At 48.7% G+C, this 26,271-nt stretch carries 25 protein-coding genes and 1 pseudogene; 7 read left to right on the forward strand and 19 right to left on the reverse strand.

The genetic code is table 11. From position 1 onward, the window contains the following. Positions 1 to 111 precede the first annotated feature (111 nt). On the reverse strand, positions 112 to 1,806 hold the full coding sequence (locus tag BST96_RS18470) for a glutamine--tRNA ligase/YqeY domain fusion protein (RefSeq protein WP_085760107.1): 1,695 nt from the start codon (positions 1,804 to 1,806) through the stop codon (positions 112 to 114). 119 nt (positions 1,807 to 1,925) lie between these two features. On the opposite strand from BST96_RS18470, the gene BST96_RS18475 reads away from it, so the two are divergent. The 3 genes from BST96_RS18475 to BST96_RS18485 are packed head-to-tail and all read left to right on the forward strand — an operon-like array spanning position 1,926 to position 3,661. After that, complete coding sequence (locus tag BST96_RS18475) at positions 1,926 to 2,423, forward strand: peptidylprolyl isomerase (RefSeq protein WP_085760108.1); 498 nt, start codon at positions 1,926 to 1,928, stop codon at positions 2,421 to 2,423. A gap of 15 nt (positions 2,424 to 2,438) precedes the next feature. Then, positions 2,439 to 3,158 (forward strand): UDP-2,3-diacylglucosamine diphosphatase, encoded by a 720-nt coding sequence (locus BST96_RS18480; RefSeq protein ID WP_085760109.1) that lies wholly within the window; start codon positions 2,439 to 2,441, stop codon positions 3,156 to 3,158. Positions 3,159 to 3,217: 59 nt separating this feature from the next. Then, positions 3,218 to 3,661 (forward strand): c-type cytochrome, encoded by a 444-nt coding sequence (locus BST96_RS18485; RefSeq protein ID WP_085760110.1) that lies wholly within the window; start codon positions 3,218 to 3,220, stop codon positions 3,659 to 3,661. Here the strand turns inward: BST96_RS18485 and BST96_RS18490 are convergent. The 5 genes from BST96_RS18490 to BST96_RS18510 are packed head-to-tail and all read right to left on the reverse strand — an operon-like array spanning position 3,648 to position 7,820. After that, on the reverse strand, positions 3,648 to 4,301 hold the full coding sequence (locus BST96_RS18490) for a cytochrome b/b6 domain-containing protein (RefSeq protein WP_085760111.1): 654 nt from the start codon (positions 4,299 to 4,301) through the stop codon (positions 3,648 to 3,650). The two genes, BST96_RS18485 and BST96_RS18490, sit on opposite strands and share 14 nt — an antisense overlap. An 11-nt stretch (positions 4,302 to 4,312) precedes the next feature. Beyond that, complete coding sequence (locus BST96_RS18495) at positions 4,313 to 4,924, reverse strand: MiaE family protein (protein WP_085760112.1); 612 nt, start codon at positions 4,922 to 4,924, stop codon at positions 4,313 to 4,315. Further along, a complete protein-coding gene (locus tag BST96_RS18500; RefSeq protein ID WP_169714040.1) occupies positions 4,924 to 5,463 on the reverse strand; it encodes a hypothetical protein in 540 nt (179 codons plus the stop codon). The genes BST96_RS18495 and BST96_RS18500 overlap by 1 nt, the downstream gene beginning before the upstream one ends. 5 nt (positions 5,464 to 5,468) lie before the next feature. Next, positions 5,469 to 7,325, reverse strand: coding sequence for a hypothetical protein (locus tag BST96_RS18505; RefSeq protein WP_085760114.1), 1,857 nt, complete (start codon positions 7,323 to 7,325; stop codon positions 5,469 to 5,471). Further along, positions 7,326 to 7,820: a DUF1289 domain-containing protein gene (locus BST96_RS18510; RefSeq protein WP_085760597.1), complete on the reverse strand. Its 495-nt coding sequence runs from the start codon at positions 7,818 to 7,820 to the stop codon at positions 7,326 to 7,328. A gap of 293 nt (positions 7,821 to 8,113) precedes the next feature. Here BST96_RS18510 and BST96_RS18515 point away from each other — a divergent pair, with 293 nt between their 5' ends. From BST96_RS18515 to BST96_RS18525, 4 genes and pseudogenes are all read left to right on the forward strand, one after another. Next, complete coding sequence (locus tag BST96_RS18515) at positions 8,114 to 8,476, forward strand: MbcA/ParS/Xre antitoxin family protein (RefSeq protein ID WP_085760115.1); 363 nt, start codon at positions 8,114 to 8,116, stop codon at positions 8,474 to 8,476. Between the two features lie 21 nt (positions 8,477 to 8,497). After that, positions 8,498 to 8,719, forward strand: a complete 222-nt coding sequence (locus BST96_RS20800; protein ID WP_206045364.1) for a hypothetical protein — start codon at positions 8,498 to 8,500, stop codon at positions 8,717 to 8,719. Positions 8,720 to 8,769: 50 nt separating this feature from the next. Continuing rightward, a pseudogene (locus tag BST96_RS18520) lies at positions 8,770 to 9,246 on the forward strand (RES family NAD+ phosphorylase); the annotation flags it as partial. A 198-nt stretch (positions 9,247 to 9,444) separates the two neighbouring features. Further along, positions 9,445 to 12,246 carry a bifunctional aconitate hydratase 2/2-methylisocitrate dehydratase gene (locus BST96_RS18525; RefSeq protein ID WP_085760116.1) on the forward strand — a complete coding sequence of 934 codons (2,802 nt, stop codon included), beginning with the start codon at positions 9,445 to 9,447 and terminating at the stop codon, positions 12,244 to 12,246. Between the two features lie 63 nt (positions 12,247 to 12,309). On the opposite strand, the gene BST96_RS18530 is transcribed toward BST96_RS18525, so the two are convergent. The 13 genes from BST96_RS18530 to truA all read right to left on the reverse strand — a co-directional run bounded on the left by BST96_RS18530 (position 12,310) and on the right by truA (position 26,245). Further along, entirely contained in the window at positions 12,310 to 14,325 is a 2,016-nt protein-coding gene (locus tag BST96_RS18530) for a transglutaminase TgpA family protein (protein WP_085760117.1), read from the reverse strand. Then, a complete protein-coding gene (locus tag BST96_RS18535) occupies positions 14,322 to 15,320 on the reverse strand; it encodes a DUF58 domain-containing protein (protein WP_206045365.1) in 999 nt (332 codons plus the stop codon). The genes BST96_RS18530 and BST96_RS18535 overlap by 4 nt, the downstream gene beginning before the upstream one ends. Further along, positions 15,313 to 16,230 (reverse strand): AAA family ATPase, encoded by a 918-nt coding sequence (locus BST96_RS18540; protein ID WP_085760119.1) that lies wholly within the window; start codon positions 16,228 to 16,230, stop codon positions 15,313 to 15,315. Before BST96_RS18540 ends, BST96_RS18535 begins: the two co-directional genes overlap by 8 nt. Positions 16,231 to 16,309: 79 nt before the next feature. Continuing rightward, on the reverse strand, positions 16,310 to 17,515 hold the full coding sequence (locus BST96_RS18545; protein ID WP_085760120.1) for an O-succinylhomoserine sulfhydrylase: 1,206 nt from the start codon (positions 17,513 to 17,515) through the stop codon (positions 16,310 to 16,312). 22 nt (positions 17,516 to 17,537) lie between these two features. Continuing rightward, positions 17,538 to 19,058 (reverse strand): amidophosphoribosyltransferase, encoded by a 1,521-nt coding sequence (gene purF / locus BST96_RS18550; RefSeq protein ID WP_085760121.1) that lies wholly within the window; start codon positions 19,056 to 19,058, stop codon positions 17,538 to 17,540. A gap of 115 nt (positions 19,059 to 19,173) precedes the next feature. Next, positions 19,174 to 19,671 carry a CvpA family protein gene (locus BST96_RS18555; protein ID WP_085760598.1) on the reverse strand — a complete coding sequence of 166 codons (498 nt, stop codon included), beginning with the start codon at positions 19,669 to 19,671 and terminating at the stop codon, positions 19,174 to 19,176. A 79-nt stretch (positions 19,672 to 19,750) separates the two neighbouring features. After that, positions 19,751 to 20,290 (reverse strand): SPOR domain-containing protein, encoded by a 540-nt coding sequence (locus BST96_RS21340; RefSeq protein ID WP_085760122.1) that lies wholly within the window; start codon positions 20,288 to 20,290, stop codon positions 19,751 to 19,753. 81 nt (positions 20,291 to 20,371) lie between these two features. Then, positions 20,372 to 21,634: a bifunctional tetrahydrofolate synthase/dihydrofolate synthase gene (gene folC, locus BST96_RS18565; protein WP_085760123.1), complete on the reverse strand. Its 1,263-nt coding sequence runs from the start codon at positions 21,632 to 21,634 to the stop codon at positions 20,372 to 20,374. Continuing rightward, complete coding sequence (accD, locus tag BST96_RS18570; RefSeq protein WP_085760124.1) at positions 21,635 to 22,498, reverse strand: acetyl-CoA carboxylase, carboxyltransferase subunit beta; 864 nt, start codon at positions 22,496 to 22,498, stop codon at positions 21,635 to 21,637. A 79-nt stretch (positions 22,499 to 22,577) separates the two neighbouring features. Beyond that, complete coding sequence (gene trpA / locus BST96_RS18575; RefSeq protein ID WP_085760125.1) at positions 22,578 to 23,387, reverse strand: tryptophan synthase subunit alpha; 810 nt, start codon at positions 23,385 to 23,387, stop codon at positions 22,578 to 22,580. 43 nt (positions 23,388 to 23,430) lie between these two features. Continuing rightward, positions 23,431 to 24,648 carry a tryptophan synthase subunit beta gene (trpB, locus tag BST96_RS18580; RefSeq protein WP_085760126.1) on the reverse strand — a complete coding sequence of 406 codons (1,218 nt, stop codon included), beginning with the start codon at positions 24,646 to 24,648 and terminating at the stop codon, positions 23,431 to 23,433. Positions 24,649 to 24,671: 23 nt separating this feature from the next. Then, positions 24,672 to 25,307 carry a phosphoribosylanthranilate isomerase gene (locus BST96_RS18585; RefSeq protein WP_085760599.1) on the reverse strand — a complete coding sequence of 212 codons (636 nt, stop codon included), beginning with the start codon at positions 25,305 to 25,307 and terminating at the stop codon, positions 24,672 to 24,674. A gap of 107 nt (positions 25,308 to 25,414) precedes the next feature. Beyond that, a complete protein-coding gene (gene truA / locus BST96_RS18590) occupies positions 25,415 to 26,245 on the reverse strand; it encodes a tRNA pseudouridine(38-40) synthase TruA (protein ID WP_085760127.1) in 831 nt (276 codons plus the stop codon). Positions 26,246 to 26,271 lie beyond the last annotated feature (26 nt).

The raw sequence follows: 26,271 nt of genomic DNA on the forward strand, positions 1-26,271 counted from the left end.
GCGCAACCACAGTTAGAGAATCTGCTTTTCACCCTAAAAAGAAATAGCCTTTTTAAAGGTATAAAAAAACCTCGCATCATCGATGCGAGGTTTTTTTTGGCGCAAAGCAAGCTACTTGCTGGCGCGCAGACCTATGGTCATATTAAAGACAGGCTTAGCGGGCTGGTGATCATAGCGGTCAGCCACAAAATACCCTTCACGCTCAAACTGAAAAGCTGCCTCAGGTGCCGCATCCGCCAAGCCAGGCTCAACCCAGCAGTTATCTAACACCTTTAATGAGTTGGGGTTAATATGCTGCATAAAGTCTTCTTCACCGCGATCAGGCGCCTCATGCACAAATAACCGCTCATATAAACGTACGCTGGCTTGCTTGCCATGTGTGGCTGATACCCAGTGAATAACACCTCTAGGCTTAATCCCGTCTGGAGGGTTGTCACCCACAGTATTGGGAACCAGAGACGCGACAATAGTCTCTATATTACCGTCAGCATCTTTAATGACATCATCGGCTTTAATCACATAGGCACTGCGCAGACGAACATATTCACCGGCCACCAGGCGTTTAAACTTCTTGCGGCTGAGGGTGGTATCTTCAGTAAAATCAGCGCGGTCGATATAAAGCTCTTTAGTAAACGGCAAAGACCTGCTGCCCATCTCCTCTTTACTGGGATGAACCGGTGCCGCCAAGGTTTGCACATCACTGTCTATATGCTGTTCAAAATTACTGATCAATAATTTAACGGGATTGAGCACACACATAGCTCTGGGGGCATGCTCATTTAAGTCTTCGCGAATAAAAAACTCCAACTGGGCCATATCCACCACACCATCGGTTTTGGCGACCGCCAGGCTCTGGCAGAAGTTGCGCACCGCAGTGGCACTATAGCCGCGACGGCGCATCCCTGAAATGGTCGGCATTCTGGGGTCGTTCCAGCCTGCAACTACCTTGTCATCCACTAATTGCTTAAGCTTGCGCTTGCTGGTCACAGTATAGTTAATATTTAAGCGGCCAAATTCATACTGGCGCGGCGTTGCGGGCACAGGTAAATGCTCCAGAAACCATTCATACAGTGGCCTGTGGTCAGCAAATTCCAGCGTACAGACAGAATGACTAACCCCTTCAATGGCATCTTCCTGACCGTGGGCAAAATCATAAGCTGGATAGATACACCATTTATCACCGGTCTGGTGATGGCTGGCTTTGCGGATCCGGTAAAGGATAGGGTCCCGCAAGTTCATATTGGAGGAGGCCATATCAATTTTGGCCCGCAGCACACAATGCCCTTCATCAAATTCACCGGCCCGCATCTTTTCAAATTGCGCCAGATTCTCTTCCGGTGTGCGACTCCGGTAAGGGCTGTCTTTACCCGGTGAGGTTGCCCAGCCCCGGTATTCACTGGCTTGCTCTGCGGTTAAATCACAGACATAGGCATTACCCTCTTTAATCAGATGCAAGGCCCACTCATAAAATTGGTCAAAGTAACTGGAGGCATAACGGACATCACCTGCCCACTGGAAGCCCAGCCAACGGACATCTTCTTTAATCGCATCGACATACTCCTGATCTTCCTTGGCTGGATTGGTATCATCAAAACGCAGGTTGCATTCACCGCCAAAGGTTTCGGCCAGACCAAAATTTAAGCAGATCGATTTGGCATGGCCGATATGCAGGTAGCCATTAGGCTCAGGAGGGAAACGAGTCACTACCTTGCTAACCCGGCCTTCCGCCAGATCCTGCTTAATAATGGTTTCAATAAAATTCTCAGGCTTACTGGTTTCAGCGCCGTTTTCTTCAGACTTGCTCATGAATCGTTGTTTTCCGCGATAGTTTTGCAGTGATATGTCGTGATTTAAGGTTCCGCCGGAGGGGCAAAAGCCGTATTATAGCGGCTTTCTTAATACGAACACACAGGGTAGAGACTTTTATGGTTATATTTAAAACAAACTACGGCGATATCACGATTGAGTTGGATTTTGATAACGCCCCTAAAACCGCAGAGAACTTTGCCCAGTACGTCAAAGACGGTTTCTATGACGGTACTATTTTCCACCGGGTTATTGATAATTTTATGGTTCAGGGCGGCGGTTTTGAGCCAGGCATGGGCCAGAAAGAAACTCGCGACCCCATTGCCAACGAAGCCGATAACGGCCTTAAGAATGATGTTGGTACTCTGGCTATGGCACGTACCATGGACCCGGATTCAGCCAGCGCGCAGTTCTTTATTAATGTAAAAGACAATGACTTCCTTAACCACACCGCCAAAAACAGCCAGGGCTGGGGTTATGCGGTCTTTGCCAAGGTGGTTGACGGTATGGATGTGGTCAATAAGATCAAGGCGCTACCTACCACCAGCAAAGGCGGCCACCAGGATGTACCTGTTGACGACATTATTATTGAATCAGCGGCATTAACCGAAGACTAGAAGACCTATAGTCCTATGACGACGCTGTTTATTTCAGATCTGCATCTGGACCCTTCGCGCCCGGCAGTAACCCGGGCGTTTTTGGATTTACTCGCCGGTGAAGCACGTAGCGCCGATGCCCTCTATATCCTTGGTGATTTTTTCGAGGTATGGATTGGGGATGATGATGATGCCCAACTAAACCAGACAGTGATTACAGCCCTGAAGGCTCTGACCAGCAGTGGTACACCGGTATTTGTAATGCATGGCAATCGTGACTTCCTGATCGGAGAGCTATTTTGCCAACAAACTGGCTGCCAACTCATTCACGACCCCAGCACCATTGAACTCTACGGCCAGCCGGTATTATTACTGCACGGTGATACACTCTGCACGGATGATATAAAGTATATGGAGTTTCGTCAGCAGTGCCGCAGCGAGGCCTGGCAAAGTGCCCTGCTCTCTCATACGGTAGAACAACGTCGGCAACTGGCCAGGCAAATGCGCGCCGATAGTCAAGCGGCCAGCAGTAACAAAGCCGATGATATTATGGATGTTAATCAGGCTGAAGTGCTACGTATGTTCGCGCAGCATAACGTGAGCCTGATGATTCATGGGCATACCCATCGCCCGGCCATTCATCAGCATGAGAATAATACCCTACGTGTCGTTTTGGGTGACTGGCATGACAGCGGCTGGATTATTCGTTACCCCAGCAACGGTCAATTTAAGTTAGAGGAATTCCCAATACAGTAACACCCGTTATTCAGCTTGACGCGAGTAACGTATTTTTAATCATCAATCTGGAGCTTACAATGAAAATAAAAACACTGACCTCTGTTTTACTCTGTGCCGCACTCGCCAGCACCGCGGCAACCGCAGCCAATAATAAATCCGTTATTAAACACCGCCAGGCCGTGATGGCAGCCATCGGCGGTCATTTTGGTGCTGCATTTTCTACTATGCGCGGTATGGAGCAGTTTGATGAAAACCAAATTTTTCACGCCGACGCTGTGGCCCGCCTGGCCAAAATTTCTGCCAAGACTTACCCTGCCGGTAGCGGCGAAGGAAAAACCAAAGCCAAAGCTGAAATCTGGGATAAGCCAGAAGACTTCCAAAAAGCGATGGATGAGTTTGTTGTAAAAGCTGACGAGTTTGCCGCCGCAGCAAAAACTAAAGATTTAAAAGTTTATGGTGCCGCAGCCAAGGCTCTTGGTGGCTCTTGCAAGGGCTGCCATGATGATTTTAAGGCGAAATAGTCACTAGCAACCACGCGGACAACGCTGCAATAGCAGTCAGAAAGCACAGGCGTAACAGCGATATTGGCTTGGCCGCCTGTGCTCCATCTTGCTGCGATATATAACCGCTAATCATTGGTTTCACTAAATTATTTTTGCGCACCAGCCAGTAAAAACCAATAGCGGAAAGATGCAAAGCCACCAGCAACAACAGCAACCTATAGTTGTTAGCATGAATCACACTGGCGACACTAATCCAACGCTCATCAGCCCAGGCCACCCAGGGCCCTTCAGTAAAAATCTCATCCGTTGTTAACAAACCAGACAATGTTTGTGCCAGCAGAGTCAGCAACATAATGACGACTGCCCAGGAACCCAGTGGACTATGACCAGAGTGATTAGACTGTCCACGCAGATAATTGATAACGGCACGAGGCGATAAGGGCAGCCTCAAAAAATGCGCATGATCGAGGGCAAACAACCCCGTCAACACTCTAAAGCATAATAACGCCAACACACCATAGCCACTAATCAGGTGCCACTCCATTAAATCGATATCTCCCAACAAACCGGTCGCCATCGAGACGGTAAAAACCACTAACAGCAACCAGTGAAAGAGCCGGGTATGAAGATTCCAAACAAGGGTTTTTTGCTGACTCATAGGGTTACCTGTCAGGCGGCCATTGGCCCACTGTGAAAGCGAAACTCCTGGTCAGGACTCTCAACCAGCTTTTGCTCTAATTGTGCATAGTAGGCAATACGGTCATCGATCGGTGACTCGGCATATTTTTCTGCCAGCCCGAGATAATCTAAAAAATGACGGGATTCAGATTTGAGTAATGACAGGTAAAAGTTTTTTAGCTCATCATCCAAATGCGGCGCCAGTTTAGCAAAGCGCTCACAGGAGCGCGCTTCAATAAAGGCGCCAATAATCAAACTATCAATCAGTTTTTCGGGTTCATGGGTTCGCAAACCTTCACGCATCCCCCCGGCATAACGGGCAGAACTGAGCTGAATATAGTCAACGCCACGCTTTTTCATAATAGCGATAACCTGCTCAAAATGTCGCATTTCTTCTCTGGCCAGGCGCGACATTTTATTTAATAAATCAAATTTATCGACATAGCGGTAAATCATATTCAACGCAGTGCTGGCCGCTTTTTTTTCACAGTTAGCATGATCGATCAGCATAATGTCCTGATGCTGTAAGGCGTTTTCTACCCAGCGATCCGGTGTTTCACAGGCAAGAAAGCTATGGATAGCGCCAAGGTCTATTGCAGCCATTAATACGTACCTTTGACCGGCAAGTTAACACGGGGCTTTGGCGAATATTCGGTTACCGGGACAAGACCCTCATTATCCTTAACCCGCAACGGAATAGAAAAAGACCTTAGCTGTTCACCATCGGTGGTACTGGCTAGAAACTTGATATAGATTTTACCGGCAACAAGGGGGGTCAGGTGCAATGTAATCGTCACCCTGCCCTGATCATCTGTGCTATAGACTGTATTGGTCGTCTGATTAATTTGAAACTGCTCACTGTCGACAAAATCCAGCGCTACCATTTGACCCGCTGATAAAGAAAACTGCAGTAGCAACTGCAATGGTTTATCCACAGCTATCTCACCGTCTACACGATGCTTCATGGGCATACGATCACCGGCAATAGCCAGACTGGTCACGGTCTTTATCTCAAGCTGCTCACTCAGCACGGCAGGCGTTGTTGTTTTATTTACCTGGTAGATTAAGGCGCTGATAAGCAGCGCAATAAACGGGAGGATAGTAACGAACTTATAGCTTAATAATTGATTAAACATTGACATACTCTCTACTCAACCAGCACGCTAAAGCAGCGGCGCCCGACAGTTTCATCTAAACCCTCCAGATAATCTGCATGGGCAAGGGTCATTATATAGCGTGTACTGCCATCAAGGCGCTGTGAAAAACTCAGTACTGAGCCATCAACCAGAGCTTGCCGGCCAGTCACTTCTTCTCCCTGCCGATAGACATTCACTACCGCTCGACCATTGCCAACAACACCATTGCCGGGCGTGACGGTAAACCGATAGTTTTTACTGGCTTCAGTATCCAGCAGTAAAAACTGATTAACCGCAAGTTTGTTCACTGTGCCGTATTGATTGTTTGAACAAATATCGATGGCACTACCAATAGCCAATGCCGTGTAAACCGTCGCTACATCCTCGTCTGCGGCAATATCATTATTGGCGATATCTTCGTCACTGCCAAAGTCATCCACCACGGCTTCAGTATCCTGGCTGGCAACCAATAAGTCGATAGCAGCATCTTCAGTTCGCTGCTGTTTTAGTTGATTGATAAAAGTAAATAGCGATACCAGAGAGTCAGATGAACGGTAAGCGGGGCTGGTTAATGTCTGGAAAATAGGAGAAAAACCCAGACTGAGTTCATCTGCGCCATCGTTATTAGTATCAAATAAATTATACATAATAGAAGCTACCGAAGCTTCACTGTACCAACCGGCTACGGCATAGCTGCTTGCATCCAATGCAAAGCGCGAGGTTCTGGATTGATCAATACCAAGACTGTTTCGATAATTACTGGGGACAGCAGCGTTTTCTTCAGCGGCCCGCTCTAACGCAATACCAGAAAAAGCATCAGCCCAACCCTCTTCAAGTGCCAGCCGTAAATCCAAATGATCACCAATCGAATGTGGCCCACCTAATGCATCATAGCGACCAAAGCTGCCGGTGAGGTAATGAGCAAATTCATGGGTGATCACATGGGGGTCATATTCATCCGTATTACTATCTTCATCACCTAATAAAAATATTTCATGGGTGGAGGCAATAATCTCAGCACCGCGGGTAATAAATTGCTGCCGGTAAAAGCTGCCACCAATATCACCTTGTTCAATACTCTGTTCGCTTTCTATCTCTGCGGCATTATTTAATTCACTCCAACGAATCGCTAACAGTGGGAATTCAATATCACTATCCGCCCTGACCAGGGTATCAAGCGCTTCACAAACAGAGTCGAGAATGGCAAATGGAGCGGCCGACCGGGGTAAGGTGTAATCACTAAATCCCGCCTCTACCCCGGCGCCAGCCAATAGGTCACGCAGGGGTAACTCAGCGGGAGTGGCAATGGTATTATCCAATAAATAATAGGGGGCATTACCAGCGGTATTATCGGTTAACTGGATATTCCACGAAGCCCCCGCACTACCACCATCACGAAACAGTTGCGCGCGAACCTGCACACAAACGGCCTGATTGGCATCAACACTGAGACCGTATTCGCCATTGGCATTGGCCAGCGTTGTTGCCAGCACCGTTTGACTACATTGCCCATTACTCGCATCAACGGCTTCTACCACCACACCGCGCATGGGCATTGAAATAATGGCACTGTAATCCAGGCCGAACCTTGTTAAGGGGACACGTTGGTAAAAAACCCGGCCAGTTAAGGTGCTCTCGGCGGGTACAGGGCTCAACGCAGCACAGGAGGTTAGAGCCGAGTTATTTTCGGGAGTGCTGACGGAGGAAAAACCGCCATCCAAAAAGGACGCCGGATCGAGCTCCTCGACCGGTGGCTGTTCTTCAACGGGGCTTCTTTCACCGCCTCCGCTTCCACCACCTCCGCCACCACCGCAGGCAACCAGCACAAGCGGCAATAACAACAGTACAACTCTCTTTAACGGCGACATCTAAACCCCTTCAAACTCAGTGCTATCTTCATCTTGCAAGCCAGCAGAAGCAAAATAACGCTGGTAATGAGCTTCAGAAAGTATATAAAACTCAGCATCAATCGCTAAACGTAATTCTCGCAAATCAGTTTCGCGATACTGGGCATCCAATTCCAGCCCATATTGAGATAAATCACCTAATTGACTGGCTCCGGCACGCAGCAGCTCATAGGCCCAAATATAGGGGCTTTTGTGGCTGGGGTATGGGATTTGTTGGGTGTCCAGGTTCCATTGCAACAGGTCCTGCTGGGTCACTCGCATTTTGGTCGCTACGATTTGAGCCAGAAAGCCTTCCAGACGCTGGTCTATAATCCGCTTTTCCGCCTGGCTATAGCCGTTCCAATGGATAACTTCATGGGCAAAGCGTTTGCAACCGCGGCAAACGCTATCGCCAATCCCTGTAGAACAGACACCAATACAGGGGGTTTTTACTCTAATTTCTAACTCTTTGCTCACTCGGCACTCAATAACAATCAAATATTGTGTGGATGGGTAGGCGGTGCCCAATGAACAAGCTGGCCGCTTTTTATTGTTAAGCACTTATTCTATATCGGCCAACCTGTTTTCGGAATGGTAATAAGCAGTTTATTTCGGTTTGCAGCTGGTATTTACGGATAAGTACCCGCCCTCTGGCACTGGGCTCAGCAGGAAACCCACCGCGTACGCAGACCAAGCCTTAGCAGCAAAATAGTTGTTGCATATACAACATAAATATGGAGAATGATGAATATGAACAAAGGAGTAATCCAATGAGTGCTGCCGAGCAACGCTATGATCAACCTGATCCACAACGGGTATTACTGAAAGCCTTACTCAATGCCGGTAAAAATCTGGGGCTGTCAAAGGCTGATATCGGCAAAGTGATCGGCAAAGATCGCACCTCGCTTAATCGGGGTATCGCGCCCTCAAGCAAATCCGGGGAATTAGCCCTCTTCTTGATTCGTTGCTACCGGGCTCTCTATGTTCTGGTGGGAGGAAAACCTGAGGATATCAAGCACTGGATGAATACCTACAACCATCATATTCAAGCAGTTCCAACTGAAGAAATATACACTATTCAAGGACTTACCAGGGTACTTGAATATCTGGATGCGATTCGTGGAAAAATATAAAACCATCACAAGGACAGTGTTATGGACATTTGGCAAGCCTGTAAGGACCGTTTTACCCTTCGTGAGCTCAACGGTCGATTAGTTCGCGTTGTCGAAAGCCAGGAGCAGGTTGCCACCAATCATTTGGTCGACACGCTGGAAGAACAACACTTACTGGAGCAAATGCTGGAAGAGAACAAGCCCGGCCATAGCCATAAGGGCCTGCATTACCTGCTTGCTACCCCCTTCCGTTACCCCCCTTAAAATACGGTTCACGCTTTGGCAAAAAATCCGAGCCAAGCTTATTTTACGGCTCTAAAGATACCCGCACCGCCCTGGCTGAAGCCGCCTATTATCGCTTTGTATTTTGGTATGGTATGGCCACTGCTCCGGCTGCACAGAAATTTTCCACCCAGCATACGGTTTGGGGTGCAAGCTACCTGACCCATAAGGGCGCCTTATTACATCAACCGCCCTTCGCCAACTATCAGGCCCAACTGGCCTCTCCGGTGAGCTACCAGCACAGCCAGAAATTCGGTGAGCGGCTACGGCAAGCCCAAGTCGAGGCCTTCGAATTTATCTCGGCCAGAGACCCTGAGCAGGGGCTCAATATAGCCTTGTTTACCCCTGCGGCCCTGTCCTGTAAATCACCCCGCTACCAAAAGCAGCTGCTATGCGATACCACTAGCGACGAGGTGGTATTTTACTCCGCAGCAGAACAGACTATTTATCGCTTTAGTTATCAGCAATTTCTGGTGGATGACCAGCTTCCCCTGCCTGCGGTGCGCTAATATTCAGGTCCCCAATACTGCCAATCAAAAGAAAGAATACCCCTATAGAGATCAACAACTTAACTTCATCAATGATTTTTAGTATACTTCGCGCCCCATTCGATGGTGACATCGATAGCCTCATCTTCCGGCGACACTTCCCAGTGACTCTGGCCTCAGATGAGCAACCAATAACTATTGCCTGCCTGAGAGGTTTGAATGAGCTTATATTCTGAATATATGGATGAAATCGCGACCCGTGAGAAAGATCTGGGGTTGAATCCAAAGCCAATTGATAGCGCCGAGCTGCTGTCAGAAATTATTGCCCAGATCAAAGACGCTGGTCATGAGCACCGCGCCGACTCTCTGAAGTTCTTTATCTACAACACCCTGCCCGGCACCACCAGTGCTGCCGGTGTTAAAGCGCAATTTCTGAAAGAGATTATCCTCGGTGAAACCGTAGAAGGTATTACTACAGAGTTTGCCTTTGAGTTGCTGTCTCATATGAAAGGCGGCCCGTCTGTTGACGCACTGCTGGACCTGGCTCTATCTGATGACGCAGCCGTTGCCACACCAGCTGCAGACGTTCTAAAGACTCAGGTATTTTTGTACGAGGCCGACACCGACCGCCTTGAAGCGGCCTTTAAAGCCGGCAATGCTGTCGCCAAAGATATTCTAGAAAGCTACGCACAAGCGGAGTTCTTCACCAAGCTGCCAGAGATCGCTGAGAAAATCCACGTTGTGACTTATATTGCTGGCGAAGGTGATATCTCTACTGACTTACTATCCCCCGGTAACCAGGCGCACTCTCGTTCAGACCGTGAACTGCACGGCCAGTGCATGATGACGCCAGAAGCCCAACAAGAAATCGTTGCTCTGCAAAAACAGCACCCTGATGCCAAAGTTATGATGATTGCCGAAAAAGGCACCATGGGGGTAGGTTCATCTCGTATGTCCGGTGTTAACAATGTAGCGCTTTGGGCCGGCCAGCAAGCCAGTCCCTACGTCCCCTTTGTTAACTTCGCACCGGTTGTTGCAGGTACCAACGGTATTTCTCCTATCTTCCTGACCACCGTTGACGTTACCGGTGGTATCGGCCTTGACCTGAAAAACTGGGTTAAGAAGCTGGACGAAAGTGGCAACCCTGTTCTGGACGATAACGGCGATCCGGTGCTGGAACAAGCTTATTCAGTAGCCACCGGCACCGTGCTGACCATCGATACCAAAACGAAGAAGCTCTACAACGGTGACCAGGAACTGGCTGATGTATCATCGTCGTTCACACCACAGAAAGTCGAATTTATGAAAGCCGGTGGTTCTTACGCGCTGGTATTCGGCAAAAAACTACAGACGATTGCTGCTAATGCGCTGGGCATTAAAGCACCTCAAGTATTTGCACCATCTAAAGAAATCTCTATTGAGAATCAGGGCCTGACCGCGGTTGAGAAAATCTTTAACAAGAACGCTCTGGGCGTTGCTTCTGACACAGCATTACACGCTGGTTCCGATGTCCGTGTTCGCGTGAATATTGTTGGCTCGCAAGATACCACTGGCCTGATGACATCTCAGGAATTGGAATCGATGGCCGCTACGGTTATCTCGCCAAGTGTTGATGGCGCCTATCAGTCAGGCTGTCACACTGCGTCGGTTTGGGATTCCAAAGCCCAGACGAATATCCCCAAGCTGATGTCGTTTATGAACAAGTTTGGTTTGATTACAGCGCGTGACCCTAAAGGGGTTTACCCCGCTATGACGGATGTTATTCACAAGGTATTGAACGACATTACTGTAGACGACTGGTCCATTATTATCGGTGGCGACTCACACACCCGTATGTCTAAAGGCGTAGCTTTTGGCGCAGACTCGGGCACCGTTGCGGTGGCACTAGCTACTGGCGAATCAGCCATGCCCATCCCTGAGTCAGTCAAGGTCACCTTCAAAGGCGATATGAAGGACCATATGGATTTCCGTGATGTGGTCCACGCCACTCAAGCCCAGATGCTGAAGCAGTTTGGTGGCGAAAACGTCTTCCAGGGCCGTATTATTGAAGTTCAAATCGGTACACTGATGGCTGACCAGGCTTTCACCTTTACCGACTGGACAGCAGAAATGAAGGCCAAAGCTTCAATCTGTATTTCTAATGACGAGACACTGATTAAATCTCTGGAACTGTCCAAGAGCCGTATCCAGGTGATGATCGACAAAGGCATGGATAACGGCGTTAATATGCTACAGGGCCTGATCGACTTAGCCGACAAGCGTATTACTGAAATCCAGTCCGGTGAGAACCCAGCCCTGGCACCCGATAATAACGCCAACTACTATGCAGAAGTTGTTATTGACCTTGACCAGATCGACGAGCCAATGATCGCCGATCCAGACGTCAACAATGCCGACGTATCCAAGCGTTACACCCACGATACTATTCGTCCTACTTCGTTCTACTCGGGCACTAAGAAAGTTGATTTGGGTTTTGTGGGTTCATGTATGGTGCACAAAGGCGATATGCAGATTATTGCCCAGATGCTGCGCAACCTTGAGTCTCAAGGTGAAGTGACGTTCAACGCACCGCTGGTTATCGCGCCACCAACCTACAATATTGTTGATGAACTGAAAGCCGAAGGCGACTGGGAACTATTACAGAAATACGCGGGTTTTGAATTTGACGACAGCGCACCCAAAGGCGCAGCTCGTACCGAATACCAAAATATCATGTATCTGGAGCGCCCTGGTTGTAATCTGTGTATGGGTAACCAGGAGAAAGCCGCGAAGGGTGATACTGTACTGGCTACGTCTACTCGCTTGTTCCAAGGCCGTGTGGTTGAAGATTCTGACGAGAAGAAAGGAGAGTCACTGTTGGCATCAACGCCAATGGTTGTACTGGCTACAGTTCTGGGCCGTATTCCCACTCTGGAAGAGTACAAAGACGCCGTTAAAGGTATTAACCTGACTGACTTTGCACCACCAGCGGAAGACCTAAGTGTTGAGCCTCAGGCTGTGCCGGTAAAAGTTGTAGGCTAGCTCCAATGCTTTTCAATACAAGGCCCCAATCACAATGATTAGGGCCTTTTTTTTGTGCTGCATTTATGTGGAACGCAATGTCAGCAAATAACTTAAGCGCAATGATTCGCTTCTTAACTGCTTTAAAACCGCCTTGCGCTGATCCGGTGGTAATGGCTCATAATTCAAGGTCACAAACGCACGGGTGCAAGCTAATAAATGTGCCTTCCAGCTTGGATCTGATTCAGCAACACGCTTGGCAAAATCGATAGCGCCTTCATCCGCCAAGCGCTTATAGCCAGCTCGTTCAAGACGCTTGCAGACATTTAAATAAATCTGCACTTCTTTGGCTGGCTTTGGCCTGCTGCGGCCCTTCAATAAATCCGCGGCAACAAACAATAAGACAATACCACCCACACCTAAAATTAACAGGGCGACACGCCAGGGGCTCACCTCCCCCAATAGTTTTTGCAACACCTGAGACTGCTTTTGCCCCTTATATTGCAACACCCAACTAGACCAATAAAAACTAAAAGCATCCATCTGAAAGCGTATTTTATTGAGCCAGGCCACATCGCGGTAACGCAACGGCGATAGAGGGGCATCGGATAAAAAGCTACCCTCCTGCTGCATTGCCCGCTCCAAACCATATTCAATACGATCAGGTGAAACCGCTGCGGTAGGGTCAAAGCGTACCCAGCCCTCCCCTTCAAGCCACACCTCTGCCCAACCATGCGCATCAAACTGATGCACCAATACCGTCCCGGTAATCGGACTTATCTCGCCCCCTTGATAACCGGCAACCATGCGGGCAGGAATACCTGCTGCGCGCATTAACACCACAAAGCTACTGGCATAATGGCTGCAAAAGCCACGGCGGGTATCAAACAAAAACTCATCAACGGTATGCTTGCCCAAAGCCGGCGGCTTTAGGGTATAAATATATTCCTCCTGACGAAACTTGCGCAGGATACGGCGAATATAATCCCTAACATCCGCTGATTGCCTGAATAAGTCCTGAGCATAAAGCTGAGTCTGTGGGTTAAACCCTTTGGGCAACTGAGTTTCAAACGTGCGTGTACGTCTATCCAGATCTAATTGAATCTTTGCCTTGGGGTCCGAGCTAATATCGTATTTTATTCGAGTATGAATATCATCGTTATACACCAAGCGATAGTCATTCACTGCCAGAATATTTTTGTTACTGCTATAGGCCAGTGCCAGTGAAAATAACCAAGGCTGGTAGCTGGGCTCCTGTATCACACTATAGCGCAAGGGTTGTTTTAACTGTCGCAGCACATCATCGGTCTGCGGCTGTGTCATAAAGTCCTTTTTCGATTCCCCCTGACGCCATGTCCGACCATCAAATTCAGACAACACTAAACCCCGCCAATACAGTTGGCCTCGGGGAGGAATAGCCTCTTCAAAAACTACACGAAATGCCAACTCACCACTTTGACTGAGATTAGAAATATCACCGGGTGAGACCGAATCACTGACACCGGTTTTTGCCTGATGAGAAGGCAACGGCACTTTCCACAGCGGTTCAAAACGCGGAAAAACCACAAACAGCACTAACATTAAGGGTACTGCCTGCATAAAAATCAGCGCTGCTTTACGTAGACTAATACTGTTTAAACGCGCATAGCTGTGCTGATGCAATGCTATTAACGATGTCGTAATCAGTAACAGAGTAGCGAATATTAAGACACTGACCAAAAAATCCTGCGAGAATAAAAACTGAGTTAGCGCTGCAAAATAGGCCAGAAAGATAATGACATACACATCGCGCTTATTAACCACTTCCAGCAACTTTAAACAAAACCCGGAAAACAGTAAGGCAACGGTAGGCTCCAAACCAATCATAGTGCCGTAGCTACGATAGATCCCCACAAAGCAGAGCAAGGATAATAAAACTTTGACCGACTTGGGTGGAAACGACCAACGGCCCTGATAGACCATAATTCGCCATAATGTGCAGACTACATAGGCAGCCAGTACCCACCAGGGCAAGCGTTCTGCATGGGGAACCAGCAGCACCAACTGTGACACCAGAATCCAGGCCAGACAGTTACGCGGAATTTGCCAGGAAATACTCACGACGCATCTCCTTCCCAGCGGTATAAAGCCAGCGCCTTTAATACCGCCTCCTGATGCACTTGACCATGACCCGGCGTAATTTCAACTCCGGGTATACGCAGGCCATATTCGTCATTGCTATTTTCCAGAGTCAATACCCAGTAGCAGAGCTTGGATAGACGCTGCTCCAGATCACCGCTAACATCATCCCACTCTAACCACAGACTTTGTTCACGATAAGCGGCAAACTCTTTAGTTTGCAGGTCTTGTCCTTTGGCATAACTTTTCCAAAAGGCATGTTTGAGGGAGTCACCGGGACGATAGGGTTGAAACTGATAGAAGTCATCACTGCCCGCTTTCGCAATCACCTCACCGTCGTCATCACCACTTTTGCTACTGTTAAAAGATTCCATTTTACAGGCCAGCGGCCGCGGGTAGACTAACACGTCAAAGTCTAATGCCAACCAAGTCCAGGCCCGCAATAAACCCACGGGGTAAAACGTTTCTATTAATAACCGATCCGGTTTAAACCAACCCCGCTGCTGCATCGGTAGATGCAGGCCAAAGGTTTTTTCACCGCTATCGGACAAGGTAACCGAGCGCACGTCGCTTAGCGGCCACGATATATCAATATCAAAATAGTCTTTATCACCCTGACGCTGCAACTGTAATAATAATTCAGCATTATCACCGACAAAGACAGGGGCCGAGCGCACAGCGGTTATGGTTAAACCCGACAAATTAGCATAGGTATGCAGGATGCTGACAATAAACACACTGGATAAAAGAAACACCAGCGCAAAGGCCATATTGTTTTGATAGTTAATCGCTGCAATCAACATAACGATTAGCAGCACAATAAACCAACGTCCAGGGCGGGAAGGAAAAATAAAAATGCGCTTTTGATCCAGCGTAATAGAACGTGTGGCGGGGATCCGTCGATCCAGCCAGCGTTTAAAACGTGATTTTATAATCTGATTAATAGCGCTTGGCATCGCTTGATCACTCTTAGACAATCACGGCCACTTGCTCTAATAACTGTTGCGATATGCCATGACTGCCGGACTTATAATCTACGGATGTGTTAAGCCGGTGCTCAACCACCGAAGGCAATACCATTTGGATATCTTCCGGCACCACATGACCGCGGCCTAACATTAACGCCCAGGTTTTTGCACAGCGCAGCAGTGCCAAGGCACCACGGGGTGAAAGACCACAACTTAAATCGGCCTGGGTACGACTATACTCAACCAGGCGCTGAACATAATCGATCAGACTATCCGAGCAATGGATATCTTCTACTGCACGCTGGATTGCCACTAACTCCTGAGTGGTCATCACCTGCTGCAAACGCGCCAACTTGCGGCGGCTATCTTCCCCTAACAGTAATTTTCGCTCTGCCTCACGATCAGGGTAACCCAGTGATAAACGCATTAGAAAACGGTCTAGCTGAGATTCAGGCAATGGATAGGTACCTGATTGACTGGAAGGGTTTTGCGTGGCAATAACAAAAAAAGGCGCGGGTAATTCCCGCGTCTCTCCCTCGATGGTGACCTGCCCTTCTTCCATAGCTTCCAGCAAGGCACTTTGTGACTTTGGTGTGGTTCGGTTTATTTCATCGGCGAGTAAAACCTGGGTAAACACCGGGCCGGGAATAAACTGAAACTGCGCTGAGTCGCGATTAAAAATCGAAACCCCTAAAATATCCGCGGGCAATAAATCGCTGGTAAACTGCACTCGCTTATACTCAAGCCCCAGTACTTTAGCCAAGGCGTTAGACAAGGTCGTTTTACCCATGCCGGGTAAGTCTTCTATGAGCAAATGACCTTTGGCTATCAGGCAGCATAGCGCCAAACGTACTTGTACTTCTTTGCCCAGTAATACGGTGCTCACCTCAGCGACCGCGCGATCAATTTGCTTTTGCATACCTTGTTTCCATATTAGAATTCAGCGCCACACCTAGTGTAGCACTGATATTAACAGAGGGAGGGAGTTTGCTCGGTGCTTAAAGCGCTGCCAGGCCGCGCTGCATATCGATTTTAAGGTCTTCGATATCTTCAAGGCCAACAGCGACACGAATCAGGTTGTCACTAATATTGGCAGCGGCACGCTGCTCATCGGTCAAACGCCCATGAGTGGTGGTGGCCGGATGCACAATAGTGGTTTTTACATCACCGAGGTTAGCCGTGAGTGAGCAGATACAGGTGGCATCAATAAAGCGCCATGCTGCTGCCTTGTCGCCGCTAACACAAAATGACAAGACACCACCGTAAGCACGCTGCTGCTTGGTCGCCAACGGTTTACCGGGGTGGGAATCTAAACCTGCGTAATAGACCTTATCGATACCTTGCTGCTGCTCCAGCCACAAGGCTAGCGCCATAGCATTGCTGCTATGGGCATCCATCCGCAGGCGCAAGGTTTCAAGACCTTTTAAAAATACCCAGGCGTTAAAAGCACTCATGGTCGGGCCACAGGTACGGAGAAAGCCCACCACTTCATCGGTTAGCTCTCTGCGCCCAACGACACAGCCACCGACACAGCGACCCTGGCCATCCAGGTATTTGGTAGCGGAGTGAATTACCAAGTCAGCACCAAACTCTAAAGGCTTTTGTAAGGCCGGTGTACAAAAACAATTATCCACCACAAATAAGCAATCATGCTGCTTGGCCAACGCGGATAAAGCAGCCAAATCAGCCACCTCACAGATGGGGTTTGAAGGCGTTTCACAAAACAACATTTTGGTATTGGCTTGAATCGCCTGGGACCAATCTTCCAGATTCACCAAATCGACAAAGCTGACTTCAAGGCCAAATTTGCACAGATATTTTAAGAACAAGTTGGTTGTTGTACCAAACACATTGCGGGAACACACCACATGGTCACCGGCTTGCAGCAGTGACATACAGGTACTTAAAATAGCGGCCATACCTGACGCTGTTGCTACCGCCGCCTCGCCGCCCTCCATTGCCGCAATACGCTCTTCAAAGTTACGTACTGTCGGATTGGTATAGCGGGAATAGACATTGCCAGATTCCTCACCGGAAAAACGCCTGGCAGCCTGTTCGGCACTGTCAAACACATAGCTTGAGGTGGGATAAATGGGCTCTGAATTTTCACCTTCACCGGTACGCATTTGACCTGCCCGAATGGCCAGTGTATCAATACGGGCATCGCTTAATGCGGCTCTGCGTTCACGATCTTTTTCAGACATGGCGTAGTTTCTCTGTGCTTATTTACGAGGCATCGTCATTATGTAAGGCAATACCTGCACCATCTTCAGTTTCTGCTTGCAGTGATTTCGACTTATCATTGCGCGCAGCGGCTATTCTATCCAGATACTGATCATCGATATCACCGGTAATATACTCGCCATTAAATACGGAGCAGTCAAACTGGGTGATTTCCTGATTACCTTCAGCAGAACTGGCTACCAGATCATCAAGGTCCTGATACACCAGCCAGTCAGCACCAATCAGGTCACAGACTTCCTGCTCACTGCGGCCATGGGCAATCAATTCATCCGCCGCGGGCATATCGATCCCGTAGACATTGGGGTATCTGACCGGCGGTGCGGCAGAGGCAAAATAGACTTTTGCCGCACCGGCATCACGGGCCATTTCTATAATTTGCCGACATGTCGTGCCGCGCACAATCGAGTCATCGACCAACATGACGTTTTTGTCTTTAAATTCCAAACCAATGGTATTGAGCTTCTGTTTGACGGATTTTTTGCGCTGACTTTGGCCGGGCATAATAAAGGTTCTACCGATATAACGGTTTTTAACCAGACCTTCACGGAATTTCACCCCGAGTTTATGGGCCATTGACTGGCCGGCAATGCGACTGGAATCCGGAATGGGCACCACCACATCAATATCGTGATCCGGGCGCAAAGCCAACACTTTAGCCGCTAATTTCTCTCCCTGGCGCAAACGGGACTTATACACCGAAACACCATCCATAATAGAATCAGGGCGAGCAAAATAAACATGCTCAAAAATACAGGGCGATGCTTTCGCTTCTGCCGCACATTGACGGGACTCCAGATTGCCATCCATATCGATATAAACCGCTTCACCCGGCGCAATATCTCTTAGCAATTTAAAACCCAAACCATCGAGAGCAACACTCTCGGAGGCAATCATATATTCAGTACCGGCCTCGCTCTCCCGCGAACCAAACACCATAGGGCGAATGCCATTGGGATCACGAAAGCCAACGATGCCATAATTGGCCACCATGGCAATCGCACCATAGCCACCACGACAACGGGCATGCACACCGCTTACAGCGGTAAACACATCTTCGGCTGAGGGAGCCAACTTACCCAGCTTTTGTAGTTCGTGTGCAAAGATATTCAGTAACACCTCTGAGTCTGAATCGGTATTCAGATGACGCAGGTCAGTCTGGAATATCTCTTTGCTTAGTTCTTCGGCATTGGTGAGATTGCCATTATGGGCAAGACTAATACCGTAAGGTGAATTAACATAAAAAGGCTGTGCCAGAGCAGGACTGGAACTACCAGCAGTTGGATAGCGCACATGCCCTACGCCAATATTGCCGGTAAGCCGTTGCATATGGCGGGTGTGGAAAACGTCTTTGGCCAGGCCATTGCCTTTACGCTGGTTAAGGCGACCATTATCACAGGTGACAATCCCCGCCGCATCCTGACCGCGGTGTTGCAATACCGTTAAGGCATCATAGAGATCTTGATTTACATTGGACTTAGCTACTATGCCGACAATGCCGCACATCGATCAAACCTCACAAAGCTGTAAAAGCTTAAAGTGTGTATTGCTTATGGCCATCATGCCACCGAGCAACACCTGTCGAATCCCTCACTATTGGCTTTTCTGTTCCTCAGAAAAGTCAGGGCATTAAACGCCCAAATACATCTAACAATAACGTAAAGGTATCTTTGCACCATTGCTCGATCAACAAAAACTGTGGAATCAGTATGGATTGCTGCCACCAACTATCCTGATTCACCGGAAAGGCCATAGGTAGCAGTATCAACAGGGCCATAATAACAATCACTCCCCGCGCCAAGCCGAAGGCCATACCGAACAAACGATCGGTACCACTAAGGCCCGTCATTTTAACTAACTCACCAATCAAGTACTTAACCATTGAGCCAACCACAAAGGTGGCTGCAAACAGGGCAACAAAGGATAACAGATACCTGAGCGAAGCGGATTCAACGGAGACCTGCAACAGGGTTGCCATGCGTTCGTGAAAAGCCACTGATACAAAGAACGCTATACCCCATATCGCCAGCGATATGGCCTCTTTGACAAACCCCCGCTTTATACTGATTAAACTGGATATCGCCAGAATACCAACGATGGTCCAATCTGCCCAATTCATTACCATTGTGTTTGCTCTGTTTCTTGCAGCGCGAATTCTACCAGAGGCTTAAGGGTGACCATAGTATTTTGTTACCCGCTTACTGCTCAAACCTGACCACCATCGACTTGACCTGATAGGCCTTGTCGATGCGGGTTTTATCTTTGGTAAATTCATCCTTACTAAAGCGCGGGCCAATATAGACTCGGGTAGACTTACCCTCTTTGGTCGAAACCGATCTGCTATAGGCTTTATAACCCTGCTTCTGCAATGCCTGCTTAAGTTCATCCGCTTTTTTAGGCTGTGTGAAACTGGCTACTTGTAATACCCAGGACTCAGGTAAACCCGTACCAGCCAATTTAGGCTTGGCTTTAGCTTTGGGCTTGGCCTGCTCTTTGGGTTTAGGCTTTTCTGTCACCGCTGCCACGGGTTCAGGCTTGGGCTTTACAACAGGTGTTATGTTTTGTGGCCTGACTGGCTTGGCAACGGGGTATTCTTCAAAAGCCGGGGTCGGAGGTATCTGGCTGGTACGATCCATGACGATAGCATTGGGATCAGTAAAGATAACCGGCCAGAGTATCAAGGCAATGGCCAATAATACGATAGCGCCAACCAGTCGCTGTTTAAAACCATCGTTCATTCTTTAATCTCTTATCATTTTTATCAGAGTTAACTCGTAGTTAACCCACACTTAAAATTGCCACAGCTAACACCATCATCATTAGCATAGTTTACTTGAATCAGCCTGAAGCTGTAACACCTCTGCAACAGTAAAAAACGAACCAAACACCACCAGGCGATCAACGGGCTCCATTTGGGCCAATATCTCCTGATAGGCCAGACCAATAGTACGGTACTGACTGATTGCCGCTGCACCCTGCTGCTCCAGTATTGCCACGATGTTATCGGCAGGCATTGAGCGGGCATTATCAGGCTGGTCAGCAATACACCAGACATCAATATCCTCACGCAAGGCAGTAACAATACCGACCAGGTCCTTGTCTTTCATCACCGACAGTAAGGAAAAGGTACGTCCCTTACAGGGCAGCTTTTGTAGCCGCTGGGATAAGTAGCTGGCTGCAGCAGGATTATGGGCGACATCGAGAATAAGTTGCTTATCATCTGCCATAATTGTCTGGAAGCGACCCGGCAATTGCACAGTGGCAAGGGTGGTAAAGTCTATGGCTGTCGTGGATAACGGTAATAGATAGATAGCTTGAATGGCTGCCGCTACACTTTCTGCGGGTAATTTGAGCTCTGGCAATACCCGCTCAAGCGATTGCCCCACTTTATCAAGGCCTGCCCAGCGGCCCTGCTCAATAACAAACGATTCGCCCGCCTGATAAAACTCCGCACCACACGCCTGCGCTGCCTGACGAAGTGATTGCGGCGGTGTTAGACCGGCAGAGATAGCGGGTTTATTGGCACGAAACACCCCCGCTTTCTCACGGCCAATTTGCTCACGGTCTGAACCCAGCCAATCCTGATGGTCCACATCAATACTGGTCACTACGGCAATATCTGCATCAATAATATTGACGGCATCCAGCCGCCCCCCCAAACCCACTTCAAGCACCACCACATCCAAAGCACTGCGTTCAAAGATATCCAGAGCGGCCAAAGTCCCGAATTCAAAATAGGTGAGTGACGTATCGGCTCTGGCATCATCAATACGCTGGAACGATTCCATCAGGGCCCGGTCCGAGACTGCTACGCCATTAAGCATAACGCGCTCGTTATAATGAATAAAATGCGGAGAGGTATAACAGCCCACACGGTATCCCGCACTGAGCAATAAAGCATTAAGGGTTGCGACGCAGGAGCCTTTGCCATTGGTACCGGCAACGGTAATCACCTGGCAATCGGTCAGTGAAATAGCCATGGCTTGAGCAACGCTGGCAACGCGCTCAAGGCCTAGCTCTATTTCGCTGGGGTGGCAGGACTCTTGCCATTCGAGCCAGTCCTGCAGTTGGTCAAAACGCATTTAGGCGGCTGGACGATGGGTCAGTTTGGAAAGAATACTGGATAAGGTATCCCGCATATCCTTACGATGAATAATCATATCAATCGCTCCGTGCTCCAATAAAAACTCACTGCGTTGGAAACCCGGAGGTAATTTCTGACGAATAGTTTGCTCAATAATATTAGGGCCCGCAAAACCGGCACGAGCAGCAGGCTCGGCAACATTGATATCACCTAATAGAGCAAGGCTGGCGGAAACCCCACCATAAATCGGGTCAGTCATTACTGAAATATACGGCACGCCTTTTTGTTTTAGACGCTCAAGCACCGCACTGGTTTTGGCCATCTGCATTAACGAGATCAGCGCCTCTTGCATACGGGCACCCCCGGACGCAGAGAAACAGACAAAGGGAATATTTTCCTGCATGGCTAAATTAGCCGCCTGAGTAAATTTCTCACCTACCGCATAACCCATTGAGCCACCGTGAAAATTAAACTCAAAAGCAACAACCACAATAGGCATACCTTTAACGGTACCGCGCATTGCAATCAGCGCGTCTTTTTCACCAGTGCTTTTTTGAGCAGCGGATAAACGGTCTTTGTATTTTTTCTTGTCTTTAAATTTCAGGCGATCGATAGGTTCAATATCGCTAAATACTTCTTCCCTGCCCGACTCATCTAAAAAGCTGTCAATACGACGACGGGCACCGACCCGCATATGATGTTCACACTTGGGGCAAACATCGAGATTTTTTTCCAATTCTGGACGATAGAGTACTGCCTCGCACTTGACGCACTTTTTCCACAAACCTTCTGGCACACTGGCGCGGCGATCCTGCTGTTCCGTTTTACCAAGGGTTGGAAGTATTTTATCTAGCCAGCTCATTGGGGTTTTCCTGTATTCTAATAAGTTTAAGTATTCTAATAAGTCTAAATAGTAGCTATAAATTAGCAGATGCGCAGGATTAAGCAGCATCCATGGCTTTACGCATCCCATCAATCAACGCAGCGGACTGCTCGGCAATATTATCACCGCCCGCCGCATTAAGCTCAATCACCTTATTGACCAAAGCGCTACCCACTACGACACCCTCAGCCAGACGACTGATGGAGACAGCGGAGTCATTATCTTTGATGCCAAAACCTACCGCCACAGGTAAGTCAGTAATTGCCTTTATCTGCGTCAGTTTTTCCTGCACCGAATTAATATCCAAATGCCCGGCTCCGGTAACACCTTTTAAAGAGACATAGTACAAATAGCCGGTGGCCAGGCTGGCGATACTCTTAATACGCTCTTCTGTGGTGGTAGGTGCGATCAGGAAAATACTATCAATATCTACCCGCTTTAAAGCGGCATTCAGCTCATCAGCTTCTTCCGGGGGCAGGTCGACGGTGAGTAAACCATCGACACCCGACTCAAGCGCCGCATTGGCAAAATGATCAAAACCCATTTTCATCACTGGGTTGGCATACCCCATCAATACCACGGGAGTTGTTTGATCCTGCTGACGAAACTCTTTAACCATCGCCAAAATGTTAGTCAGGCTTACATGGTGCTCAAGAGCTCGCTCATGAGCTAACTGAATCACTGGGCCTTCCGCCATAGGGTCAGAAAAAGGCACACCCAATTCAATAATATCGGAGCCACTTTTGACCAATTGGTGCATCATCGCCACGGTAAAATCAGGTGCAGGATCACCGGCAACAATATAGGGTATCAGTGCTTTACGGCCTTGTTTTTCCAATGCTTGCATACAAGCAGTAATACGACTCAAGGTGTTGTCCTCTTACTTTTTTATTTCAATGTTGTAGCGGTTACTAAACTGTAATGCCATCCAACGCAGCAACGGTGTGAATATCTTTATCACCACGGCCCGATAGATTGACCACAATACTTTGATCCGGACTCATGGTTTTTGCCAGTTTTTCGGCATAGGCCAAAGCATGGCTGGATTCCAGCGCCGGCATTATACCCTCAATCAGGGTTAATTGGCGGAAAGCATGCAGCGCTTCGTCATCATTGATCGCAACATAATTAACCCGGTCAATATCTTTTAACCAGGAGTGCTCAGGCCCCACGCCGGGGTAATCCAAACCGGCTGACACTGAGTGGGTATGACTGATTTGACCATCTTCGTCCTGCATCAGATAGGTACGATTGCCATGGAGAATACCTGGCTCACCGGCACTCAGTGGCGCAGCATGCTGGCCAGTCTCAACACCATGACCACCCGCTTCAACGCCGTACATGGTGACGTCAGCATCCTCTAAAAACGGATGAAATAAACCAATGGCGTTAGAACCACCCCCTACACAGGCGACTAAAGCATCGGGCAATTTACCGGTCATTTCCAGATGCTGCGCCCTGGCTTCACGGCCAATAATCGACTGGAAGTCACGCACTAATTGCGGATAAGGATGTGGACCGGCAACGGTGCCAATAATATAAAACGTATCATCTACATTGGTCACCCAATCACGCATCGCTTCGTTCATGGCATCTTTCAATGTTTTAGAACCGGAGGTCACCGGAATCACTTCAGCACCTAACAGCTTCATACGGTAAACATTGAGTGATTGACGCTTTACGTCATCCTCACCCATAAAGACCTGGCACTCCATTCCCAATCGAGCGGCAACGGTTGCAGAAGCCACACCATGCTGGCCTGCACCGGTTTCTGCAATGACCCGTTTTTTACCAGAGTACTTCGCCAGTAACGCCTGGCCAATGGTGTTATTCACTTTATGGGCACCGGTATGGTTTAAATCTTCACGTTTCAGGTAGATCTGCGCCCCGCCCACTTCTTTGCTCCAACGCTCGGCGTGATACAGCGGCGAAGGCCGGCCCACATAGTGCGCCATATCTTTATCAAACTCAGCCTGAAAGGCCGGGTCAGCCGAAAGCTTTTTATAGGATGCCTCTAATTCGTCCAGTGCTGAAATTAAGGTTTCAGAAACATAGCGACCACCGTAGGGGCCATAACGACCCTGCTCATCGGGAACCGCTGAATAATCCACTGTTTTGTCTGCTGTCATATGCTTTTCACCATTACTTCTGTTTAACCAAGGGATGCATCAGCGCGACGCACGCCCTCAATAAATTCAACTAATTTAGTGTTGTCTTTACTACCCGCTGAGGCCTCAACCCCACCACTAACATCCACGGCATAGGGTTTAACCTGTGTGACTGCCGCTACAATATTAGCCGGTGTTAAGCCGCCTGCTAACACTATACGACTGCGGTACTGCGCCGGGATCAAATCCCAGTCAAAGGACTCGCCAGTGCCGCCGGGAACGCCTTTGCGATAAGCATCCAATAAAATACTGCGAGCATTAGCAAAGCGCGCAATTTCTTCGTCCAGGTTCAGTTCGGGCCTCATTCTAATCGCCTTCATATAGGGGCGACCACTTTGGGCACATTGTTCGGGGCTTTCTTTACCGTGAAATTGCAACAGGTCGATGGGTAACTCAGTTGTGATTTGCTGCATTAGCGCCGGTTCAGCATCGACCGTTAAGGCAACAATGGTGACAAACGCGGGAATTACAGCACATATTTCTGCAGCTTGAGCTACGGTGACCGAGCGTGAACTGGGCGCATAAAAAACCAGACCAATGGCATCGGCGCCGGCTTCAATAGCCAATAGCGCATCAGCGGGGCTGGTAATCCCACATATTTTAATACGGGTGCGACTCACGGCGGGTTTCACAGATAAAAGTGGTTTAATAATCAATCAATTAAGGTGCGCTATATTAGCAAACCCCAACGGTGCTGTCTGCCCCGCAGAGGCTTAAATACCCAGCCTCAGGGTGATAAAAACCAAGGGCCAGGGCCAGAGTGTGGCAACTGGAAATGATCAGGGTAAGTCACTCCCACCAGGTAAAGACCAAAAGGGGGCGCTGTGACCGCCGCGGCAGACCGATCTTTTGCCAGCAAGACCTCTTCTGCCCACTGCACAGGTTTGATTCCGGCACCAATATCGATCAGTACCCCGGCAATATTGCGTACCATATGATGCAGAAAAGCATTGGCCTGAATATCAATCATCACCCTATCCCCAGATCGACTCACTTCAATAAAGTGCACATTGCGCATAGGGGTACGTGACTGACAGGCCACGGCTCGATAGGAGGTAAAATCCAGCTCGCCCAGTAGTAACTGCCCGGCACGATGCATGGCCTGCTCATCAAGCGGCCGGTTCTCCCAGGTCACTCCACCGGAAAGCAGTGCTGAGCGGGCTGGGGAATTTAAAATCACATAGCGATAGCGTCTGGCGGTTGCAGAAAAACGGGCATGGAAGGACTCGGGGACAGGCTTGGCCCAATGGATGGCAATATTGGCTGGCAGATGGGTATTACCGCCACTCACCCAGGCCTTTTCACCCCGCTCTGCCGGGCTATCAAAATGCACAATTTGATGGCTGGCATGAACACCGGCATCGGTTCTGCCGGCACACTGGACAATAACCGGCGCATCAGCAATTTTACTTAAGGCCTGCTCTAAGGCCTCTTGCACCGTAGCGACTTGCGGCTTGCGCTGACTCTGCCAACCATGAAAGGCACTGCCATCATAGCTAACAGCCATAGCCACACGATCACCCAGGTTAAATTGTGCGGTAAAGGGAGGTTTATTCATTGGCGACAGGCAACAAGGTTAATAGG

The organism is Oceanicoccus sagamiensis, from assembly GCF_002117105.1.
Classification (GTDB): Bacteria; Pseudomonadota; Gammaproteobacteria; order Pseudomonadales; family Dasaniaceae; genus Oceanicoccus; species Oceanicoccus sagamiensis.

Excerpts from the sequence above, each read along its gene's own strand:
- BST96_RS18485 (WP_085760110.1), top strand. The coding sequence starts at position 3,218 with ATGAAAATAAAAACACTGACCTCTGTTTTACTCTGTGCCGCACTCGCC.
- BST96_RS18495 (WP_085760112.1), bottom strand. The coding sequence starts at position 4,924 with ATGGCTGCAATAGACCTTGGCGCTATCCATAGCTTTCTTGCCTGTGAA.
- BST96_RS18490 (WP_085760111.1), bottom strand. The coding sequence starts at position 4,301 with ATGAGTCAGCAAAAAACCCTTGTTTGGAATCTTCATACCCGGCTCTTT.
- BST96_RS21340 (WP_085760122.1), bottom strand. The coding sequence starts at position 20,290 with ATGAACGATGGTTTTAAACAGCGACTGGTTGGCGCTATCGTATTATTG.
- BST96_RS18475 (WP_085760108.1), top strand. The coding sequence starts at position 1,926 with ATGGTTATATTTAAAACAAACTACGGCGATATCACGATTGAGTTGGAT.
- truA (WP_085760127.1), bottom strand. The coding sequence starts at position 26,245 with ATGAATAAACCTCCCTTTACCGCACAATTTAACCTGGGTGATCGTGTG.
- trpB (WP_085760126.1), bottom strand. The coding sequence starts at position 24,648 with ATGACAGCAGACAAAACAGTGGATTATTCAGCGGTTCCCGATGAGCAG.
- BST96_RS18555 (WP_085760598.1), bottom strand. The coding sequence starts at position 19,671 with ATGAATTGGGCAGATTGGACCATCGTTGGTATTCTGGCGATATCCAGT.
- BST96_RS18480 (WP_085760109.1), top strand. The coding sequence starts at position 2,439 with ATGACGACGCTGTTTATTTCAGATCTGCATCTGGACCCTTCGCGCCCG.
- BST96_RS20800 (WP_206045364.1), top strand. The coding sequence starts at position 8,498 with ATGGACATTTGGCAAGCCTGTAAGGACCGTTTTACCCTTCGTGAGCTC.
- BST96_RS18515 (WP_085760115.1), top strand. The coding sequence starts at position 8,114 with ATGAGTGCTGCCGAGCAACGCTATGATCAACCTGATCCACAACGGGTA.
- accD (WP_085760124.1), bottom strand. The coding sequence starts at position 22,498 with ATGAGCTGGCTAGATAAAATACTTCCAACCCTTGGTAAAACGGAACAG.
- BST96_RS18505 (WP_085760114.1), bottom strand. The coding sequence starts at position 7,325 with ATGTCGCCGTTAAAGAGAGTTGTACTGTTGTTATTGCCGCTTGTGCTG.
- folC (WP_085760123.1), bottom strand. The coding sequence starts at position 21,634 with ATGCGTTTTGACCAACTGCAGGACTGGCTCGAATGGCAAGAGTCCTGC.
- BST96_RS18500 (WP_169714040.1), bottom strand. The coding sequence starts at position 5,463 with ATGTCAATGTTTAATCAATTATTAAGCTATAAGTTCGTTACTATCCTC.
- purF (WP_085760121.1), bottom strand. The coding sequence starts at position 19,058 with ATGTGCGGCATTGTCGGCATAGTAGCTAAGTCCAATGTAAATCAAGAT.
- BST96_RS18545 (WP_085760120.1), bottom strand. The coding sequence starts at position 17,515 with ATGTCTGAAAAAGATCGTGAACGCAGAGCCGCATTAAGCGATGCCCGT.
- BST96_RS18525 (WP_085760116.1), top strand. The coding sequence starts at position 9,445 with ATGAGCTTATATTCTGAATATATGGATGAAATCGCGACCCGTGAGAAA.
- BST96_RS18540 (WP_085760119.1), bottom strand. The coding sequence starts at position 16,230 with ATGCAAAAGCAAATTGATCGCGCGGTCGCTGAGGTGAGCACCGTATTA.
- BST96_RS18470 (WP_085760107.1), bottom strand. The coding sequence starts at position 1,806 with ATGAGCAAGTCTGAAGAAAACGGCGCTGAAACCAGTAAGCCTGAGAAT.